This is a genomic window from Pseudomonas pohangensis (genome assembly GCF_900105995.1).
Lineage (GTDB): Bacteria > Pseudomonadota > Gammaproteobacteria > Pseudomonadales > Pseudomonadaceae > Aquipseudomonas > Aquipseudomonas pohangensis.
The window spans coordinates 822,394-841,267 of record NZ_LT629785.1; the positions used below are offsets into that span (position 1 = coordinate 822,394).

Here is an 18,874-nt window from a genome sequence, read left to right on the forward strand (position 1 = left end):
AGCATCACGCCACCGCCACCACATCGAGAATGCGCTGGATCACGCGATCCTGGTCGATGCCGGCGGCTTCCGCTTCGAACGACAGGATCAGCCGGTGGCGCAGCACATCGAAGAGTACCGCCTGGATGTCTTCCGGACTGACGAATTCACGCCCGGCCAGCCAGGCATGGGCCCGCGCGCAACGGTCGAGGGAAATGGTGCCGCGCGGACTGGCACCGTAGGCCAGCCATTCGGCCAGTTCGGCGTCGAACTTGGCCGGGGTGCGGGTGGCCATGACCAGCTGCACCATGTATTCCTCTACCGCTTCGGCCATGTGCAGGCCGAGAATTTCCTTGCGCGCGGCGAAGATGGTTTCCTGGCTGACCTTCTGCTCCGGGAGGGTTTCGCCATTGAGTGCATCACCGCGGGCCAGATTGAGGATGCGCCGCTCGGTGACGGCATCCGGGAAGCCGATGCGTACATGCATGAGGAAGCGGTCGAGTTGCGCCTCGGGCAGCGGGTAGGTGCCTTCCTGTTCGATCGGGTTCTGCGTGGCCATGACCAGAAACAGTGCTGGCAGTTCGTAGGTGGTGCGACCCACCGAAATCTGCCGTTCGGCCATCGCCTCGAGCAATGCCGACTGCACCTTGGCCGGTGCCCGGTTGATCTCGTCGGCCAGTACCAGATTGTGAAAGATCGGTCCCTGCTGGAACACGAAGCTGCCGGTTTCCGGACGATAGATCTCGGTGCCGGTGATGTCCGAAGGCAGCAGGTCGGGGGTGAACTGGATGCGATGGAATTCGGCCTCCAGGCCTTCGGCCAGCTCCTTGATCGCCTTGGTCTTGGCCAGCCCGGGCGCGCCCTCGACCAGCAGGTGGCCATCGGCAATCAGCGCAATCAACAGGCGCTCGACCAGTTTTTCCTGACCAAGAATCTGGCTGCTGAGAAATTGGCGCAAGGCTACAAGGGCTTCTCGATGTTCCATTTACTGTTCATCCATCAGGGTTGCGGACAAGAGTTGGCCACTGCTGGCCGGTTTGTTCGATTCGAATGCCCGGCTAGCCGTATAGCGGCCCCGCCGGTGTTCCGTGCCTGAGCCTCCGGGCGCGCTCAGGGCCAACCGCGGTGCGGTTGCCAGGCAACGCGGCGGCGGTCGTCACTGTAATGCAATTCGCGGCGCTTCGACCAACCGCCTGCGGAGAATGTTCCGCACGCTTGTGCACGCAGCTGGTGCGGCGGGATAACCGGTTCATTTTCCGGCCTGAACGGTTTCTTGCCGGCTATTGCTCGCCGGGTGCAAGAAAATGTCGCGGCGCTGCAACTGCACTTAAGCGGTGCATGGCTATACTGAAAAGCCTCGTGACTGGCTGGTCATTTTGGTCAGCAGCAGTTGTTCATTGGCAACCCGCAGGGGGTTGGCCGGCTTCGACCGGAGAAGCTTCAGCAAGTTGCATCGGTTCGCCAGAGATTTTCATAGCCTAGGCTTCCCATAGTTCGACTTTCAGCGGAGTAACAACATGGTGTTCTTCACAGCGGCCAGCAAATCCGATTTCCAGCAACAATTGTGTACGGCTCTTGCTGCACATGTGAGCGAGCAGGTGATGCCGCAGCTGGCGCTGTTTGCTGAACAGTTCTTTGGCATTGTGGCGCTGGAAGAGCTGACCCAGCGCCGCCTCTCCGACCTGGTCGGTTCGACGCTGTCGGCCTGGCGCTTGTTGCAGCGCTTTGATCCGGCGCAGCCGCAGGTGCATGTGTTCAATCCGGATTACGAGAAACATGGCTGGCAGTCCACCCATGCCGCCGTGGAGATACTGCATCCGGATATTCCGTTTCTGGTGGACTCGGTACGCATGGAGCTGAGCCGGCGCGGCTACAGCATCCATACCCTGCAGAACAGCGTGTTCAAGGTGCGCCGCAATGCCAAAGGCGAGCTGCAGGAGTTGTTCCCGCGCGGCAGCGACCAACCGGACGCGCAACTTGAAGCCCTGATGTTTCTGGAAATCGACCGCTGTGCTTCGACTGCCGCGCAGCACAATCTGGAAAAAGCCCTGCATGAAGTGCTGGGTGACGTGCGGCTGGCCGTAGCCGATTTCGAGGCAATCAAGCACAAGGCCCACTCGCTGCTGGACGGCATGCACAAGTCCAAGGCCAGGAGCAAGGCGCACGATGCGGCCGATCAGGAGGAAATCAAGGGCTTCCTCGCCTGGCTGCTGGACAACCATTTCACCTTCCTCGGTTATGAGGAATTCAGCGTGGTCGAGGAAGGCGAAGGCGGGCGGGTGCTGTATGTCGAGGATTCTCTGCTCGGCCTGTCGAAAAACATGCGCAGCGGACTGGCCCCCGCCGATCTGCACGTCGAAGCCGGTCCGCTGGCGTTTCTGCGTGAGCCGTGGCTGCTGTCGTTTGCCAAGGCAGCACGGCCCAGCCGGGTGCACCGGCCGGCCTATCCGGACTACGTTTCGCTGCGGGAAATTGACAGCAAGGGCAAGGTGGTCAAGGAATGCCGCTTCATGGGCCTGTTTACTTCATCGGCCTATACCGAGAGCGTGAAGAAAATCCCTTACCTGCGCGGCAAGGTTGCCGAGATTGCCCGGCGTTCGGGTTTCGACAGCAAGGGTCATCTGGGCAAGGACCTCGAACAGGTGCTGGAAGTACTGCCGCGCGATGACCTGTTCCAGACCCCGGTCGACGAGCTGTACGCCACGGCGATCAGCATCGTGCAGATCCAGGAGCGCAACAAGCTGCGCCTGTTCCTGCGCAGCGATCCTTACGGGCGCTTTGTCTATGCGCTGGCCTATGTGCCGCGCGATGTCTATTCCACGGAAACCCGGCTGAAGATCCAGCAGATCCTGATGGAGCGCCTGCAGGCTGCCGACTGTGAGTTCTGGACCTACTTTTCCGAGTCGCTGCTGGCGCGCGTGCAGTTCATCCTGCGCGTCGATCCGAAGAATCCGCTACAGATCGACCTGCCGCGGCTGGAACGTGAAGTCGTGCAGGCCTGCCGTTCGTGGAAGGACGAGTTTTCCGGGCTGATGATCGAAGGCCTTGGCGAAGCCCAGGGCATGCAGGTGCTCACCGAATTCCCCGGCGGTTTCCCCGCCGGCTATCGCGAGCGTTTCGAGCCGAACTCGGCAGTAGTGGACATGCAGCACCTGCTCAACCTGTCCGAGGACCGCCCGCTGGTGATGAGCTTCTACCAGCCACTGACCCAGGATGAACAGCAGCTGCACTGCAAGCTGTATCACATCGATACACCGCTGCCGCTGTCGGACGTGCTGCCGGTTCTGGAAAATCTCGGCTTGCGCGTACTGGGCGAGTTTCCCTACCGCCTGCGCCGCGCGGACGGCCGCGAGTACTGGATACACGACTTTGCCTTCACCACCGCAGCCGGCCTTGAGGTGGATATCCAGCAACTCAATGAAACCCTGCAGGATGCCTTTATCCATATCGTTGACGGCGCGGCGGAAAACGATGCCTTCAACCGCCTGGTGCTGACGGCGACCATGCCCTGGCGGGATGTGGCGCTGTTGCGCGCCTATGCGCGTTATCTCAAGCAGATTCGCCTGGGTTTCGATCTGGGCTATATCGCCAGTGCCCTGCTCAATCATGCGGATATCGCCAGCGAACTGGTGCGGCTGTTCAAGACACGCTTCTATCTGGCGCGGAAAATGACCGCCGAGGATCTCGAGGATAAACAGCAGAAACTCGAACAGGCGATTCTCGCCGCGCTGGACAACGTGGCGGTACTCAACGAGGACCGCATCCTGCGCCGCTACCTGGACCTGATCAAGGCAACCCTGCGCACCAACTTCTATCAGAACGATGCCCAGGGCCGGGCCAAGAGCTACTTCAGCTTCAAGCTCAATCCACGGGCCATTCCGGAAATTCCGCGGCCGGTTCCCAAGTACGAGATTTTCGTCTACTGCCCGCGGGTCGAGGGCGTGCACCTGCGCTTTGGCGATGTTGCCCGTGGCGGACTGCGCTGGTCCGATCGCGAGGAGGATTTCCGCACCGAGGTACTGGGTCTGGTCAAGGCGCAGCAGGTGAAGAATGCGGTGATCGTACCGATGGGCGCCAAGGGTGGCTTCATCCCACGGCGCATGCCGCTGGGCGGTTCGCGGGACGAGATCCAGGCCGAGGGGATTGCCTGCTACCGCATCTTCATCAGCGGTCTGCTGGATATCACCGACAACCTCAAGGAAGGCGCTGTGGTGCCGCCGGTCAACGTGGTGCGGCATGACCCGGATGATCCTTACCTGGTGGTGGCAGCCGACAAGGGCACCGCGACCTTCTCCGACATCGCCAACGGCATTGCCCTGGACTACGGCTTCTGGCTGGGTGATGCCTTCGCCTCGGGTGGCTCGGCCGGTTATGACCACAAGGGCATGGGGATTACCGCCAAGGGCGCCTGGGTCTCGGTGCAGCGGCTGTTCCGCGAGCGCGGCATTGATGTACAGAAGGACCTGACCACGGTGATCGGTATCGGTGACATGGCCGGTGACGTGTTCGGCAACGGCATGCTGTTGTCCGACAAGTTGCAGCTGGTGGCGGCCTTCAACCATATGCATATCGTCATCGACCCCAATCCGGATGCCGCCAGAAGCTTCGTCGAACGCAAGCGGCTGTTTGACCTGCCGCGCTCGAGCTGGGCGGATTACGATGCGTCACTGATTTCCGAGGGTGGCGGCATCTTCCTGCGCAGCGCCAAGAGCATCCCGATTTCGCCGCAGATGCAGGCGCGCTTCGACATCAGCGCCGACAAGCTGGCACCGACCGAACTGCTGCACGCCTTGCTCAAGGCGCCGGTTGATCTGTTGTGGAACGGCGGCATCGGTACCTATGTGAAGTCGAGCCGGGAGTCCCACGCGGATGTGGGCGACAAGGCCAACGATACCTTGCGGGTGAACGGCAACGAGTTGCGCGCCAAGGTGATCGGCGAGGGCGGCAACCTCGGCATGACCCAGCTCGGCCGGGTCGAATACGGCCTGCATGGCGGGTCCTGCAATACCGACTTCATCGACAACGCGGCGGGGGTTGATTGCTCCGACCATGAGGTCAACATCAAGATCCTGCTCAACGAAGTGGTGGCTGCCGGTGACATGACCGGCAAACAGCGCAATAAGCTGCTGGCCGAAATGACCGATACCGTGGGCAGCCTGGTGCTGGCCAACAACTACAAGCAGACCCAGGCCTTGTCGCTGGCACAGCGACTGGCGCAGAAGCGTCTGGGCGAATACAAGCGGCTGATGTCAGCGCTGGAAGCGGATGGCAAGCTGGATCGGGCGCTGGAATTCCTGCCCAACGATGAGGAACTCAACGAGCGTGCCGCTGCAGGCAAGGGGCTGACCCGGGCGGAGCTGTCGGTGCTGATTTCCTATAGCAAGATCGATCTCAAGCAAGCCTTGCTCAAGTCGAGTGTGCCGGACGACAAGTATCTGGCGCGCGAGATGCAAAGCGCCTTTCCGGAGCGCCTTACCAAAACCTTTGGCGAAGCCATGGGCCGTCACCGCCTGAAGCGCGAGATTGTCAGTACGCAGATTGCCAATGACCTGGTCAACCACATGGGCATCACCTTCGTACAGCGCCTCAAGGATTCGACCGGCATGAGTGCGGCCAATGTGGCCGGTGCCTATGTCATCGTCCGTGACGTATTCCGCCTGCATGACTGGTGGCAGCAGATCGAGGCACTCGACTATCAGGTGCCGGCGGAGTTGCAGCTGAGTCTGATGGATGAACTGATGCGTCTGGGCCGGCGTGCTACCCGCTGGTTCCTGCGTAGTCGCCGCAACGATCTGGACGTGGCCCGCGATGTGGCGCATTTCGCACCGAAAATATACGAGCTGGCAAATCAGCTGGATGATTTGCTCGATGGCCCTGCGCGTGCGCAGTGGGTTGCCGGCTACGAGGCTTATATCAGTGCCGGGGTGCCTGATGAGCTGGCGCGCGTGGTCGCCGGCGCCAGTCACCTGTACACCCTGTTGCCGATCATCGAAGCGGCGGATGTCACCGGTCAGGCTGCCACAAGCGTTGCAGAGACTTACCTCACGCTGGGACACCGGCTGGATCTTTCCTGGTACCTGCAGCAGATCAATTCCCTGCAGGTGGAAAACAACTGGCAGGCGCTGGCGCTGGAAGCGTTCCGCGATGATCTGGACTGGCAGCAACGTGCAATGACGGTTTCGGTACTGCAGATGCAGGATGCTTCACCGGATGTCGAACAGCGTATCGCTGCCTGGCTGAAGCACAATGACGTGGCCGTGGCTCGCTGGCGCTCGATGCTGGTCGAGTTGCGTGCGGCAACCGGCGCTGACTATGCCATGTATGCGGTGGCTAACCGTGAGCTGGTTGATCTGGCCCAGAGCGGCAATCACGGGTTGTGCATTCCCTGAGGCCGGGGCGCCGGGCAGTGGGTCAACTACTGCCCCGGGCGCTTATGCGTTGGCGCTGCTTGCCAGTTGGTGCAGGAACGCGCTGACGTCCGGTGCGCCTGCCAGTAACAGGCCCTCGCCGAGGGCAACGGCGTCGGTGTTGTGCTTGGGCAGCATGAGGAACTCGGTGGAGGTCTGGTAGCCCTTCAGGCTCAGGCGTGCATAGGGCAGCCCGGTGTCAACCAGCAGGCGCATGAAGTCGGCGTGGCTCCAGGCCTGCGCCGGCATGGCCAGTATGTGGTAGCTGATGTCGAGTGTTTTCAGCCCGCGCTGGCTGATCTGGTAGGTCGTGAGTTCGGCGGGCAGGTGGACTTCCATCTCGCGGCGCCGGGCATACACGATAGCGCTGGCAAAAGCCTCGGCTTGTTGTTCACCGCTCCAGAAGATGCGCTTGCCATGCCAGTTAGCCTGCCGCAGGTTGATCTGGTGACCGCGCAGGAAGTTCGGCAGAGGCAGGCTGATGGCTTTGACGAAATCCTTGTAGCTGATGATGCGTATCTGGCGCTGTGCCACACCGGCCAGATACTGCTCCAGGCTGGCGCAGGGTGGCAGATTGCCCTTGCTGCAGGTCAGGCCATCGATCTGGCGCAGATCAAAGGTTTCTATTTCTTCCGTGTGCCGCTCAATCAGACGCACCAGCACCGCATGGGCTGCGGATTTGTCGTCCTGCACCGGCCCGGACAGCGCACTGCGCGGTAATTCCGGCAGATCCTGCAGGGGTGCGCCACTGTTCCAGCAGATGCTCTCGGGAGGAATGGTCAGTGGCTCGAAAGGCAGTCGCAATTCCGCCGCGCGCTCCAGCAAATTGCGTGAAGACCTGCCGCTGAGGCCCAGTTTCTGGGTCAGATTGGCAAGTCTTGAGCTCATCGTAGGTGGTGGCGTGGCGCTCATGAACTGAGAGTTTCTCCTGCAGTACTTGCTTGATGTGCCAGAGAACCTTTTACCGCACAGGGATGGCAAAGCAGCTTGGCAGACTGATTTGCGCTGTCGAAAACATTGACGCCCGGTGGCTTACTGGAATGCTTGTCTGGATATTAAGCCAATTAATTGACTTTGTTGATTACCCTTTCAGTTTATTTTCTCCGCATCTGGCGGTGATTGATAAAAGTCAGCATAGCGCCCTGTTTATCCGGAATACTCGGCCTGATCGACGCTTTTTGACGATTGTGCAGTGATTTTCCGCAAACCCGCTGCCAGCAACAGGCTTGCCGGCGCTGGCTGCCTCGCCTGCAGCCCGGCTGCACGGCTATAATGGCCCCCTTCAAAATCGAGCCTGGCCCTTCCATGTATTCACTCGCGCGCAAGCTACTGTTCAAGTTATCCCCGGAAACCTCCCATGAGCTGTCGATCGACCTGATTGGTGCCGGAGGCAGGCTGGGGCTGAACGGTTTGCTGTGTCAGAAGCCGCGTTTGCCAGTAAAGGTCATGGGGCTGGAGTTTGCCAATCCGGTAGGCCTGGCCGCCGGTCTGGACAAGAACGGTGATGCAATTGACGGCTTTGCCCAGCTGGGTTTCGGCTTTATCGAAATCGGCACCGTCACGCCACGTCCGCAGCCGGGCAATCCCAAGCCACGCCTGTTCCGCCTGCCGGAAGCCACGGCGATCATCAATCGCATGGGTTTCAACAATCAGGGCGTTGATCACCTGCTGGCGCGGGTCAGGGCGGCCAGGTACAACGGGGTGCTGGGCATCAATATCGGCAAGAACTTCGATACGCCGGTCGAACGCGCCGTGGACGATTACCTGATCTGTCTGGACAAGGTCTACACCCATGCCAGCTATGTCACGGTGAATGTCAGTTCGCCGAATACGCCGGGGCTGCGCTCGTTGCAGTTTGGCGATTCGCTCAAGCAGTTGCTCGAAGCCCTGCGCCAGCGTCAGGAGGACCTGACGGCCGAACACGGCAAGCGGGTACCGCTGGCGATCAAGATCGCACCGGACATGACTGATGAAGAAACCGTCGAGGTTGCCCGTGCGCTGATCGAAACCGGCATGGATGCGGTGATCGCGACCAACACCACGCTCAGCCGGGCTGGCGTCGAGGGCTTGCAGTTTGCCGATCAGGCCGGTGGCCTGTCGGGTGCGCCGGTGCGTGAGCAGAGCAACCACGTGGTCAGGGTGCTGGCTGCAGAGCTGGCCGGCAGACTGCCGATCATTGCCGCCGGCGGCATCACCGAGGGCGGTCATGCAGCAGAAAAGATCGCTGCCGGTGCCAGTCTGGTACAGGTCTATTCAGGCTTTATTTACCGTGGTCCGGCGCTGATTGCCGAAGCGGTGGATGCCATTGCGGCGTTGCCGAAGCAGTAAGAATTGATTGTTGCGTCGGGTGGATAACGCCGCTTGCGGCTTATCCATCCTGTCACAAAGATGAAGCGCTGCTTTTGTGGGAGGGTCGCCCTCGGCCCGAGCTTTGTGCATGGGTGGGGAAGCTAGGCGGGCTTTATCGCGGCGAGTCGCCGCTCCCACTGGAGTGGTTTCAGTAGTCATAAAAAAGGGCTCCGCTTAGGAGCCCCTGGGCTTGCGCCCGCCGCCCGAGTGGGGCGTGCTGTGAAATCGGTGGTGTCCTGATCAGACAGCGTGAAGTTGATTCAAACGATGGATGCCGGCTGTACCGGTGAAACCGTCCCACTGGTCGCCACGACCTTCTCGCCAGCCGTTGATCCAGGCCTGACGGGCATTGGGATTGGTTAATGGACAAAGATCGCGGGATTTACCATGAACGCCATATTGATAACCGCGCAAAAAAGCTCTTTCTAATGGATCACGCTTAAGTCTTCTCATAGGGTACTGCCCTCGTATTTGACTGTTATGTGCCATTCACCCTCTGGCAGGGTCTGGTGGTAAGCCAGTGGAGTTTGCAGCCGGCGTTGCGAAACTCCAGCCCAGCAGCATTGCGCTGACGGGTTAAGCTGATTTCTAACCAATGCCGGCGAGCAATGGAATGACCGATTTGTAATAAAAGGGTTCTGCTTAAGGCCTGAGACGCTATTTATGCCGCTGGCCTGCGGCGATAGTTCAGCGCAAGCACCGATGGTTCGGGAGTTTGCGTCGCGCTGGTGGATAATGTGCAGACTTTGCTCTGGCGTATTGCCCGGCACTGATTCCGACGAAGGGTCATTAGCATCCCTGGTCACACTTTTTTTGATCCTGCTGCTGCGCTAGCCGGATATGACTGCCTCAGGCACTGGAAGACAAAATGTCGGACCGCATCGAACTGATTCTTACCTGCCCGAAAAGCCTCGAAGGGCTGTTGCTTGAAGAAGCAACTGCTCTGGGCCTGCAGGACGCGCGCGAACAGACGGCGGCGATCCGTGGTTTCGCCGACATGCAGACGGCCTACCGCCTGTGCCTGTGGTCGCGGCTGGCGAATCGCGTGCTGCTGGTGCTCAAGCGCTTTCCGGTGGTGGATGCGCAAAGCCTGTACGAGGGCGTGCTGGAAGTGGACTGGTACGAGCACATGCTGCCCAGCAGCACGCTGGCGGTGGAGTTCAGCGGCATGGGTTCGGGCATCGACAACACCCACTTCGGCGCGCTGAAGGTCAAGGATGCGGTGGTCGACAAACTGCGCACCGCCAGTGGCGAACGGCCCAGTGTAGAGAAGCTCAATCCGGACCTGCGCATTCACCTGCGCCTGGACCGTGGCGAGGCGATTCTGTCGATCGACCTCTCCGGGCACAGCCTGCACCAGCGCGGCTACCGTCTGCAGCAGGGTGCCGCGCCGCTCAAGGAAAACCTCGCGGCGGCGATCCTGATCCGTGCCGGCTGGCCGAAGCTGGCCGCCGAAGGCGCCGCGCTGGCCGACCCGATGTGCGGCGTCGGCACCTTTCTGGTCGAGGCGGGAATGATCGCCGCCGACATCGCACCCAACCTGAAACGTGAACTCTGGGGCTTCACCCACTGGCTCGGTCATGTGCCGGCGCTCTGGAGCAAGCTGCATGCCGAGGCCAGCGAACGGGCAGCGGCCGGGCTGGCCCGACCGGCGTCGTGGATTCGTGGCTATGAAGCCGACCCGCGGCTGATCCAGCCGGCGCGCAACAACATCGAGCGGGCCGGATTGAGCCACTGGATCAAGGTCTATCAGGGCGAACTGGCGACTTTCGAACCGCATACCGACCAGAACCAGAAGGGCCTGGTCGTGTGCAATCCACCTTACGGCGAACGTCTGGGCGATGAAGCCAGCCTGCTCTATCTCTATCAGCATCTGGGCGAGCGCCTGCGTCAGGCCTGTCTGGGCTGGGACGCGGCGGTGTTTACCGGGGCACCGGAACTGGGCAAGCGCATGGGCCTGCGCAGTCACAAGCAGTATGCGTTCTGGAACGGTGCGCTGCCGTGCAAGCTGCTGCTGTTCAAGGTGCAGCTGGAGCAGTTCGTCACCGGTGAGCGGCGTCCGGCCGAGCGTCCGGCAGTCACGGACACTGCTCCGGCCGAGCCTCGCGAGCAGCCTGCCGCGCCGCTGTCACAACAGGCGCGCCTGTCCGAAGGCGGGCAGATGTTTGCCAACCGCCTGCAGAAAAACCTCAAGCAACTGGGCAAGTGGGCGCGCAAGGAAGGCGTGCAGTGCTACCGCCTGTACGACGCCGACATGCCCGAATACGCCGTGGCGGTGGATCTGTATGGCGACTGGGTGCATGTGCAGGAATATGCTCCGCCGCGCAGTATCGATCCGGAGAAGGCACAGACGCGCCTGCTCGACGCACTGGCGGCGATCCCGGTGGCGCTGGGCATTGCCTCGGACAAGGTGGTGATCAAGCGCCGCGAACGCCAGTCCGGCACCCGCCAGTACCAGAGGCAGGGCACCCAGGGCAATTTCCTCGAAGTGCAGGAGGGCGGGGTCAGGCTGCTGGTCAATCTGACCGACTATCTGGATACCGGCCTGTTTCTCGACCACCGCCCGCTGCGCCTGCGTATCCAGCGCGAGGCGGCCGGCAAGCGCTTCCTCAACCTGTTCTGCTACACGGCTACCGCCACCGTGCACGCGGCAAAAGGCGGCGCGCGCACGACCACCAGTGTCGATCTGTCCAATACCTATCTGGACTGGGCGCGGCGCAACCTGTCGCTCAACGGTTTTTCCGACAAGCAGAAGCTTGAACAGGGCGATGTGATGGCCTGGCTGGCCGCCGATCGCGGCGAGTACGAACTGATCTTTATCGACCCGCCGACCTTTTCCAACTCCAAGCGGGTCGAGGGCGTGTTCGATGTGCAGCGCGATCAGGTGCAACTGATCGACCTGGCCATGGCGCGGCTGGCACCGGGCGGCGTGCTGTATTTCTCCAACAACTTCCGCAAGTTCGAACTGGATGCGGGATTGCTGACGCGCTATCAGGTCGAGGACATCAGCGCTGCGACGCTGGATCCGGATTTCGCGCGGAATCCGAAGATTCACCGCGCGTGGCGGTTTCAGGGGTGAGGTTTTAGCGGATTGGTAATCCGTGGCTTTTTTGTTATTTGCCTGGCCGATTATCGATGTTGATTGATGGTTTCTGTTGCGCCCCGCCGGGCGCCTCACTTTTCTTTGCTTGTGCAAAGCAAAGTAAGCAAAAGAAACACACCCCGGCATCCGGGTCGCGCTGCGCACGACTTCCCTCACTTCGGTGCCGTTCCGAGGGTCGTCTCGAAGGGCCATCCATGGCCCATCGTTCCTCATTTGGCATCCATGCCAAATGCCCCTCTGCACGGCACCTGCGTTCGGCCTCCTGATGGGGACGGTCCGACTACCGAAACTCTGCATTTCCAACGCACCAGTGTCTGGCATGCACGGACGGATAGTCCCGTCAGGAGGGTGAGTGGAATCGGTGTGGAAGGGGTTGAGCGACATGGATGTCGCGAGAGCTGCGATGGGCCAGGGACGGCCCTTCGCAGCGTGCCCCTGGAGCGCCGATGCAGCGAACGAACCCGGAACGTAGCGCAGCGTAGGTCCGGGCCGTATGTCGGGTGCGTTTTCTCTTTGCTTACTTTCTCTTTGCGCAAACAAAGAGAAAGTGAGGCGCCGTGCAAGGCGCAATCGGTAGCCGAGAGCCGAGGAAAGCGCTGCGGTCTGGCTCACGCCAAATGCCAAACCAATAAAATCAGCAGCGGATTACCAATCCGCTGCATACCTGCCTGCGCCGCAGCCGGCTACTTCTTCTTCGGCTGATACCACAGATCAGTCAGGAACAGATCGAGTGTCGCGGACGCGCCCCAGGGCCGTGGGTCGTTGAGCATGGCCACCACCGCCCAGGTCTGGCCATTGCGGTCGCGGCTGAAGCCGGCAATTGCCCGCACGTTATTCAGGGTGCCGGTCTTGATATGCGCCTGGCCGAGCATGGGCGTATTGCGCAAGCGCTTGCGCATGGTGCCGTCCATGCCGACCAGCGGCAGTGATGCGGTGAACTCTGCGGCATACGGGCCATTCCAGATATCCTGCAGCACCAGGGACAGCTCGTTGGCCGAGATACGTTCGTTGCGCGACAGGCCCGAGCCGTTCTCCATCACCAGCTGGTCGGGGTTGATGCCCTTGCTCCGCATCAGTTGCTTGATCGCGCGCTGGGCAGCCTGGGCATCGTCCTGGTCGGCGCTGGTGCGCGCCTTGGCGCCGATACTGAGGAACAACTGCCGGGCCATGGTGTTGTTGCTGTATTTGTTGATGTCACGAATGATTTCAACCAGATCCGGCGAGGAGGCGCTGGCCAGCAGGGTTGCCTGCTTGGGTACCGTGCCCTGACGATCCTTGCCGAGAATCTTGCCGCCCAGCTCCTGCCAGATTGCCCGCACCGCACCGGCGGCATAGTTGGCATGGTCGAACAGCGAGATGTAGCTTTGCGAGCTGCAGCCGGCGTTGATCTTGCCGGTGACAATCAGGGTAATGCCGTCAAACTCGCTCACCGGGTTGTAGCGCACATCCGGCCAGCCGGGGCACTTGGCCCGCTTGAGCAGTTTCACCCGGTTGTCGATGCGCACCTTGGCCATCGGCGGCTCCAGTGAAACGCTGATCTTGTCGTCCTCGGCACGGGTGATGATGCGTACGGCTTTCAGATTGACCAGCAAGGAATCCGGGCCGACCAGGTACGGCTTGTTCTTGTCGCCACCGTCATCATTGAAGGCGCTGTGCGCGGGCTGGATGAAGTAGCTGCGGTCGACTACCAGGTCGCCGGTAATCTGCTGCACGCCATTGGCGCGCAGATCGCGCATCAGCAGCCAGAGTTTTTCCAGATTCAGCTTGGGGTCGCCGCCGCCCTTGAGATAGAGGTTGCCATTGAGTACGCCGTTGCGTAGCACGCCATCGGAGTAAAATGCGGTTTTCCAGGTATAGGTCGGGCCGAGCAGTTCCAGAGCGGCCCAGCTGGTCACCAGTTTCATGGTGGAAGCCGGATTCATCGGTTTGTCGGCATTGATCGCCGTGGTGGTTCCGCTGCCGGTCAGGGGGACCAGCATCACGCCCAGCGAGTCGCGGCCAATCTTGTTGGCAGTCAGTGCTTTCTGCACCTGGGTCGGGATGCTGCTGCTTACCGCAGCCACGGCCGGGATGGACAGCGGCAGCAGCAGGCAGGCCAGTGCCAGCTGGCGTAGAGGTCTTGAAGTGAAGGACGTGGCAAGGATGGAGATCACTGAATCAGGCTTCCTGCGGGGCGGTTGAAGAAATGCAGGGCATTATGCCCCAAGGCCGGAGCAAAAGGTTCTCCGGCGGCGTGTGAAGGCCAGGGTTTGCGCGCAAATCAGCCAACTGTTGCGGGCGGCAGGACGGCTAAACTGTTAGAGTGCCGGCCACCGTTACCGCACCGCACTCAAGAGGAACCTTTCATGGCTACCAATCGCTCCCGCCGCATGCGCAAGAAGCTCTGTGTCGACGAATTCCAGGAATTGGGTTTCGAACTCAACCTGAATTACCCCGATGACCTGGCCGACGAGGCCATCGAAGCCTTTCTCGACCAGTTCATCGACATGATCGCGGACAACGAGCTGGGTTATGTCGGTGGTGATGACTACGGGTTTGTCTGCCTCGGCAAGCGCGGCTCGGTGTCAGCCGAACAGCGCGCGACAGTCGAAGCCTGGCTCAAGGGCCGCAGCGAACTGAGCAGCTTCGAGATAAGCCCGCTGATGGATGTCTGGTATCCGGACAAGCCGATCAACGAGGCCTGATTCCGGCGCCTGATCTGCAAGCCTTGCGGTAATGCACAAGGCCCGAACCCTTGACCGGGTTCGGGCCTTGTGCATTCTGGCGATTGCCGCGGACTGGATCAGCAGCTTGATGGCTGGTTCATGGCTGTTGCGCAAGCTTGTCGAAGTCGCTGGCCGCGTGGCGTTCGGGTAGCCGCTCGTGGTCTTCGCCCCAGGTGCGGTTGACCATGCGCCCGCGTTTTACTGCCGGACGTGCGGCGATTGCCTGCGCCCAGCGCTGCACGTTTTTGTAGTCCTGTACCTGCAGGAATTCGCCGGCGCTGTACAGGCCGCCCAGAACCAGCACGCCATACCAGGGCCAGACGGCGATGTCGGCAATGCTGTAGTCGTCACCAGCAAGGTAGGTATTTTCCGCCAGATGGCGGTCCAGGACATCCAGCTGGCGTTTGACCTCCATGCTGAAGCGGTCGATCGCGTACTCGATCTTGATCGGCGCATAGGCGTAGAAGTGACCGAAGCCGCCGCCGAGGAATGGTGCGCTGCCCATCTGCCAGAACAGCCAGTTCAGCGTTTGCGCACGGATAGCCGGATCCTCGGAGAGGAACGCGCCGAATTTTTCCGCCAGATACAGCAGCATCGAGCCTGATTCGAACAGGCGGGTGGGGGTGGCGGTGCTGTGATCCATCATTGCCGGAATCTTCGAGTTCGGATTCACCGCGACGAAGCCGCTGGAAAACTGCTCGCCTTCCATGATGTTGATCAGCCAGGCATCGTACTCGGCGCCGCTATGGCCCAAAGCCAGCAACTCCTCGAGCATCACCGTCACTTTCACGCCGTTGGGGGTTGCCAGCGAATACAGCTGGAACGGGTGCTTGCCCACCGGCAGCGCCTTGTCATGGGTGGGGCCGGCAATCGGCCGGTTGATGCTGGCAAATTTGCCGCCGCTGCTCTTGTCCCAGGTCCAGATGGCGGGAGGCGTGTAAGTCGAAGCATTTTCCATGGTGGATTCCTGTATCGAGTCTTTCTGTTGCGGAGGATTGGAGTATAGGGGCGCGCAGGTCGTCAGGCTGGTTGGGTTTGCCAATATTGCCGGGGCGATCTCAAGCTCCCCAGCGTTGAAGTATCTGTTCGGCGAGACTGCCGAGTTCTGCAGCGACCAGCTCCGGAGCCGGCACGCCCGCAGCCGGCAGCAGCGCGTTGCCGGGTCGGGTCAGCAGTGCCGCATGACATCCGGCCGCCTGGGCACCCAGCGTATCCCATAAATGACAGGCAATCAGGCATAGATCCGGCGTGGCCACGCCCAGGGCCTGCGCCACATGCTGGTAGGTTTCGGGTGCCGGCTTGAATTGGCCAACCGCCTCGACGCTGAAGGACTGCTCGAAGAATTCGCCTAATCCGGCACGCTCAAGCGGCGTCGGTGAGGCGGCACTGGCCGAGTTGCTCAGGGTCACCATGCGCAAACCGGCAGCACGCAGGCGGCTGAGTGCCGGCACGACATCCGGGTGCGCCGGCATGCTGCCCATCAGGGTTTTCAGCTCGGCAATATCGCTGTCACCGAGCGGCTGCTCATGGATGGTTGCGAGCATGCGCAGCGTGCCCACGGCCAGTTCGCCGAAGGGGCTGTACAGCCCGGCGAGGGTCATGCTCTGCGAGTAGAGAATCAGCTGCGCGAACCACTCGCGCAGAACCGCCCGATTGCCGAACAGGCGCTCGAACAGCGGTTCCAGGCTGGTGATATCGAGCAGCGTTTCGTTGACGTCGAATACCAGGATCGGCACGGTTTTTTGCGTAGCCATGATTGACCTCTGTGTTCCTGTGCAAGCGGGCGAGCGATGAAAAGGCTCCTGCGGGGGTGCCCGGAGTAGTCTGCTGTGCTTGCTATGCTTTTGCGCATGTTACAGGCTGATCAGCATTTCTTTCCCCGGTGAATGGAGTCAAATAGGTGTTATCTATCTTCAGCCCGCGTCCTCACCGGTTTACCCGCTTCGTGCTGATAGCCGCCGCAGCCATCCTGACTGCCTGCAATAATCCGCCGGCCAGCAGCAGTTTGCCCCTTGCCCCGGAAAGCGCCTCAGGTTACCGCAGCGACATGCCGTTGCGGTACGCCAGGCAGCATATGGCGGCTGCGGCCAATCCGCTGGCAGCCGAGGCGGGCCGCGACATGCTGCGCCAGGGCGGTTCGGCTATCGATGCCGCGATTGCCATGCAGGCGGTGCTTACCCTGGTCGAACCGCAGTCATCGGGAATCGGCGGTGGTGCCTTTATCCTGCTCTGGGACGGCAAGACCGTGCAGGCCTATGACGGCCGTGAAACGGCGCCGGCGGCAGCTACCGGGTCACTGTTTCTCAACGCCGACGGCACGCCGATGACTTTCCCGCAGGCGCAGATCGGCGGGCGTTCGGTCGGTACGCCGGGTGTGTTGCGCGCGCTGGAAATGGCCCACCGACAGCATGGTCGTCTGCCCTGGGCGCAGCTGTTCGAGCCGGCCATTCGCCTGGCCGAAGAGGGCTTTCCAATTTCTCCCCGATTGCATGACCTGCTCGCTGCCGATCCGTATCTGGCCGGTTCGCCAGACATGGCGGCCTACTTCCTGAATAGCGATGGCTCGGTCAAGGCGGTCGGTAGCGTTCTGAAAAACCCGGCATTGGCCGGCGTGCTGCAGCGCATCGCCACGGAGGGGCCGGATGCCCTGTACTCAGGCGCCATTGCCGAGGAAATCGTCAGCAAGGTGCAGGGCCATGCCAACCCCGGCGGTCTGTCACTGGCTGACCTGCAAAACTACCGCGCCAAACAGCGCACGCCGCTGTGCACCGACTACAAACAATGGCAAGTCTGCGGCATGCCGCCGCCGACCTCGGGCGGCATCGCCGTGGCACAGATTCTCGGCATCCTGCAGGCCCTCGAAGCGCGCGATCCGCGTTATGCCCTGGCACCGCTTCTGCCGCAGAAAACCGCTCTGCCTGCCGGTAGCCAACCGCCGGCCGAGGCGGTGCACCTGATTGCCGAGGCCGAGCGTCTGGCCTATGCGGACCGTGCGCTGTATGTGGCCGACAGCGACTTCGTGCCGGTGCCGGTCGCCGGCCTGGTGTCCCCGCAGTATCTGGCCCAGCGCGCAGCGCTGATCGGTGCGCGCAGCATGGGCAAGGCCGAGCCCGGCAATCCGCCGGGCGCCACACTGGCCTATGCGCCGGACCGCTCGCCGCTGCGCATCTCGACCTCGCAGGTGGTGGCGGTAGACGATCAGGGCGGTGCGGTATCGATGACCACCACCGTGGAATCGGCGTTCGGCGCGCACCTGATGGTGCAGGGCTTCATGCTCAACAACCAGTTGACCGATTTCTCCTTTATTCCCGTGGAGAACGGCCTGCCGGTTGCCAACCGCGTCGAACCGGGCAAACGCCCGCGCTCGTCGATGGCGCCGACGCTGATTTTCCAGCGCGACAGCGGCGAACTGCTGGCTACTGTCGGTTCGCCCGGCGGCTCACAGATCATCGAGTACGTGGCCAAGGCGGTGATCGGCATGCTCGACTGGCAGCTCAACCCGCAAGCGGCCATCGACCTGCCCAATTTCGGCAGCCGCAACGGCCCGACCGAGCTGGAGCAAGGCCAGTTCACCCCGGCACTGCAGCAGGCGTTAAAAGCCATGGGCCATGCGGTGGTGGACATGGAGATGACCAGCGGCACCCAGGCGATAGTGCGGGTGCGTGATGCGCAGGGGAAGGCGAGCTGGGTCGGTGGTGCCGACCCGCGACGCGAAGGCGAAGCCCTGGCGGATTGATTTATACCGGCTGAAGCATCAGGCCTGATCCGGCGCGGGCGCGAGCAGGCGGTTTGCCAGCTGAGCCGGCCGGCATATTCCGGCCAGCAGCTGACGCCAGTGCTAGTTGCCCGGGTATTCGGCGACCACTTGTTCCTCGCCCGAGGCGGTCAGGCCAATCACCTCGTAGGCCTGTACGACCCCGCCGGCTTCCATGCCCGGCGAGCCTTTGGGCATGCCCGGCACCGCGAGCCCGAGCAGATCATTGCGCCTGGAAAGTTCGATGACCTGAGCGGCCGGCACATGGCCTTCGACAAACTTGCCGTTGATCACCCCGGTATGGCAAGACGCCAGACGGTAAGGCACGCCTAGCCCTTGCTTGACGGCGCTCATGTTGTCCTCGACATGGTCGATGACATGGAAGCCGTTGTCTTCCAGATGGCGTATCCAGCTCTTGCAGCAACCGCAATTGGCGTCGCGGTGCACATCGATGGTCAGTGGTTCGGCAGCTTGCGCGGTGGGCAGCAGGAGCAGGGTGCTTAGCGCCAGCAGGCGCAGTAGAGTGCTGTTAATTGTCGTGTGCATGGGCGTTCCCGTTGATGTTGAAGTGGATTTT

At 61.6% G+C, this 18,874-nt stretch carries 12 protein-coding genes; 5 read left to right on the top strand and 7 right to left on the bottom strand.

The features are described 5' to 3' along the window. Positions 1-4 precede the first annotated feature (4 nt). Positions 5-964, bottom strand: a complete 960-nt coding sequence (locus BLT89_RS03945; protein WP_090193201.1) for an AAA family ATPase — start codon at positions 962-964, stop codon at positions 5-7. A 532-nt stretch (positions 965-1,496) separates the two neighbouring features. Between BLT89_RS03945 and BLT89_RS03950 the strand changes: the two genes are divergently transcribed. After that, complete coding sequence (locus tag BLT89_RS03950) at positions 1,497-6,368, top strand: NAD-glutamate dehydrogenase (protein ID WP_090193202.1); 4,872 nt, start codon at positions 1,497-1,499, stop codon at positions 6,366-6,368. Positions 6,369-6,410: 42 nt separating this feature from the next. Here the strand turns inward: BLT89_RS03950 and BLT89_RS03955 are convergent, their stop codons facing one another. Continuing rightward, the gene (locus tag BLT89_RS03955; RefSeq protein ID WP_090193203.1) at positions 6,411-7,298 is read right to left on the bottom strand and encodes a DUF6685 family protein; all 888 of its coding nucleotides are present in this window, start codon (positions 7,296-7,298) and stop codon (positions 6,411-6,413) included. A 393-nt stretch (positions 7,299-7,691) separates the two neighbouring features. Here BLT89_RS03955 and BLT89_RS03960 point away from each other — a divergent pair, with 393 nt between their 5' ends. Further along, positions 7,692-8,714, top strand: a complete 1,023-nt coding sequence (locus BLT89_RS03960; protein ID WP_090198680.1) for a quinone-dependent dihydroorotate dehydrogenase — start codon at positions 7,692-7,694, stop codon at positions 8,712-8,714. Between the two features lie 261 nt (positions 8,715-8,975). Here BLT89_RS03960 and rmf read toward each other — a convergent pair whose 3' ends face one another. Further along, positions 8,976-9,188 (bottom strand): ribosome modulation factor, encoded by a 213-nt coding sequence (gene rmf / locus BLT89_RS03965; RefSeq protein WP_090198683.1) that lies wholly within the window; start codon positions 9,186-9,188, stop codon positions 8,976-8,978. A 415-nt stretch (positions 9,189-9,603) separates the two neighbouring features. On the opposite strand from rmf, the gene rlmKL reads away from it, so the two are divergent. Beyond that, positions 9,604-11,814: a bifunctional 23S rRNA (guanine(2069)-N(7))-methyltransferase RlmK/23S rRNA (guanine(2445)-N(2))-methyltransferase RlmL gene (gene rlmKL, locus BLT89_RS03970; protein WP_090193204.1), complete on the top strand. Its 2,211-nt coding sequence runs from the start codon at positions 9,604-9,606 to the stop codon at positions 11,812-11,814. A gap of 707 nt (positions 11,815-12,521) precedes the next feature. On the opposite strand, the gene dacB is transcribed toward rlmKL, so the two are convergent. Next, positions 12,522-13,991: a D-alanyl-D-alanine carboxypeptidase/D-alanyl-D-alanine endopeptidase gene (gene dacB, locus BLT89_RS03980; protein WP_231975058.1), complete on the bottom strand. Its 1,470-nt coding sequence runs from the start codon at positions 13,989-13,991 to the stop codon at positions 12,522-12,524. Between the two features lie 192 nt (positions 13,992-14,183). Between dacB and BLT89_RS03985 the strand changes: the two genes are divergently transcribed. Next, positions 14,184-14,522 (top strand): 50S ribosome-binding protein YggL, encoded by a 339-nt coding sequence (locus tag BLT89_RS03985; RefSeq protein WP_090193205.1) that lies wholly within the window; start codon positions 14,184-14,186, stop codon positions 14,520-14,522. 118 nt (positions 14,523-14,640) lie between these two features. On the opposite strand, the gene yghU is transcribed toward BLT89_RS03985, so the two are convergent. Beyond that, positions 14,641-15,501 (bottom strand): glutathione-dependent disulfide-bond oxidoreductase, encoded by an 861-nt coding sequence (yghU, locus tag BLT89_RS03990; protein WP_090193206.1) that lies wholly within the window; start codon positions 15,499-15,501, stop codon positions 14,641-14,643. A 100-nt stretch (positions 15,502-15,601) separates the two neighbouring features. Further along, positions 15,602-16,297, bottom strand: a complete 696-nt coding sequence (locus BLT89_RS03995) for a haloacid dehalogenase type II (RefSeq protein WP_090193207.1) — start codon at positions 16,295-16,297, stop codon at positions 15,602-15,604. A 146-nt stretch (positions 16,298-16,443) separates the two neighbouring features. Between BLT89_RS03995 and ggt the strand changes: the two genes are divergently transcribed. Continuing rightward, positions 16,444-18,279 carry a gamma-glutamyltransferase gene (gene ggt / locus BLT89_RS04000; RefSeq protein WP_090193208.1) on the top strand — a complete coding sequence of 612 codons (1,836 nt, stop codon included), beginning with the start codon at positions 16,444-16,446 and terminating at the stop codon, positions 18,277-18,279. A 102-nt stretch (positions 18,280-18,381) separates the two neighbouring features. Here the strand turns inward: ggt and BLT89_RS04005 are convergent, their stop codons facing one another. Next, positions 18,382-18,843, bottom strand: coding sequence for a DUF411 domain-containing protein (locus BLT89_RS04005; protein WP_090193209.1), 462 nt, complete (start codon positions 18,841-18,843; stop codon positions 18,382-18,384). Positions 18,844-18,874: the final 31 nt, after the last annotated feature.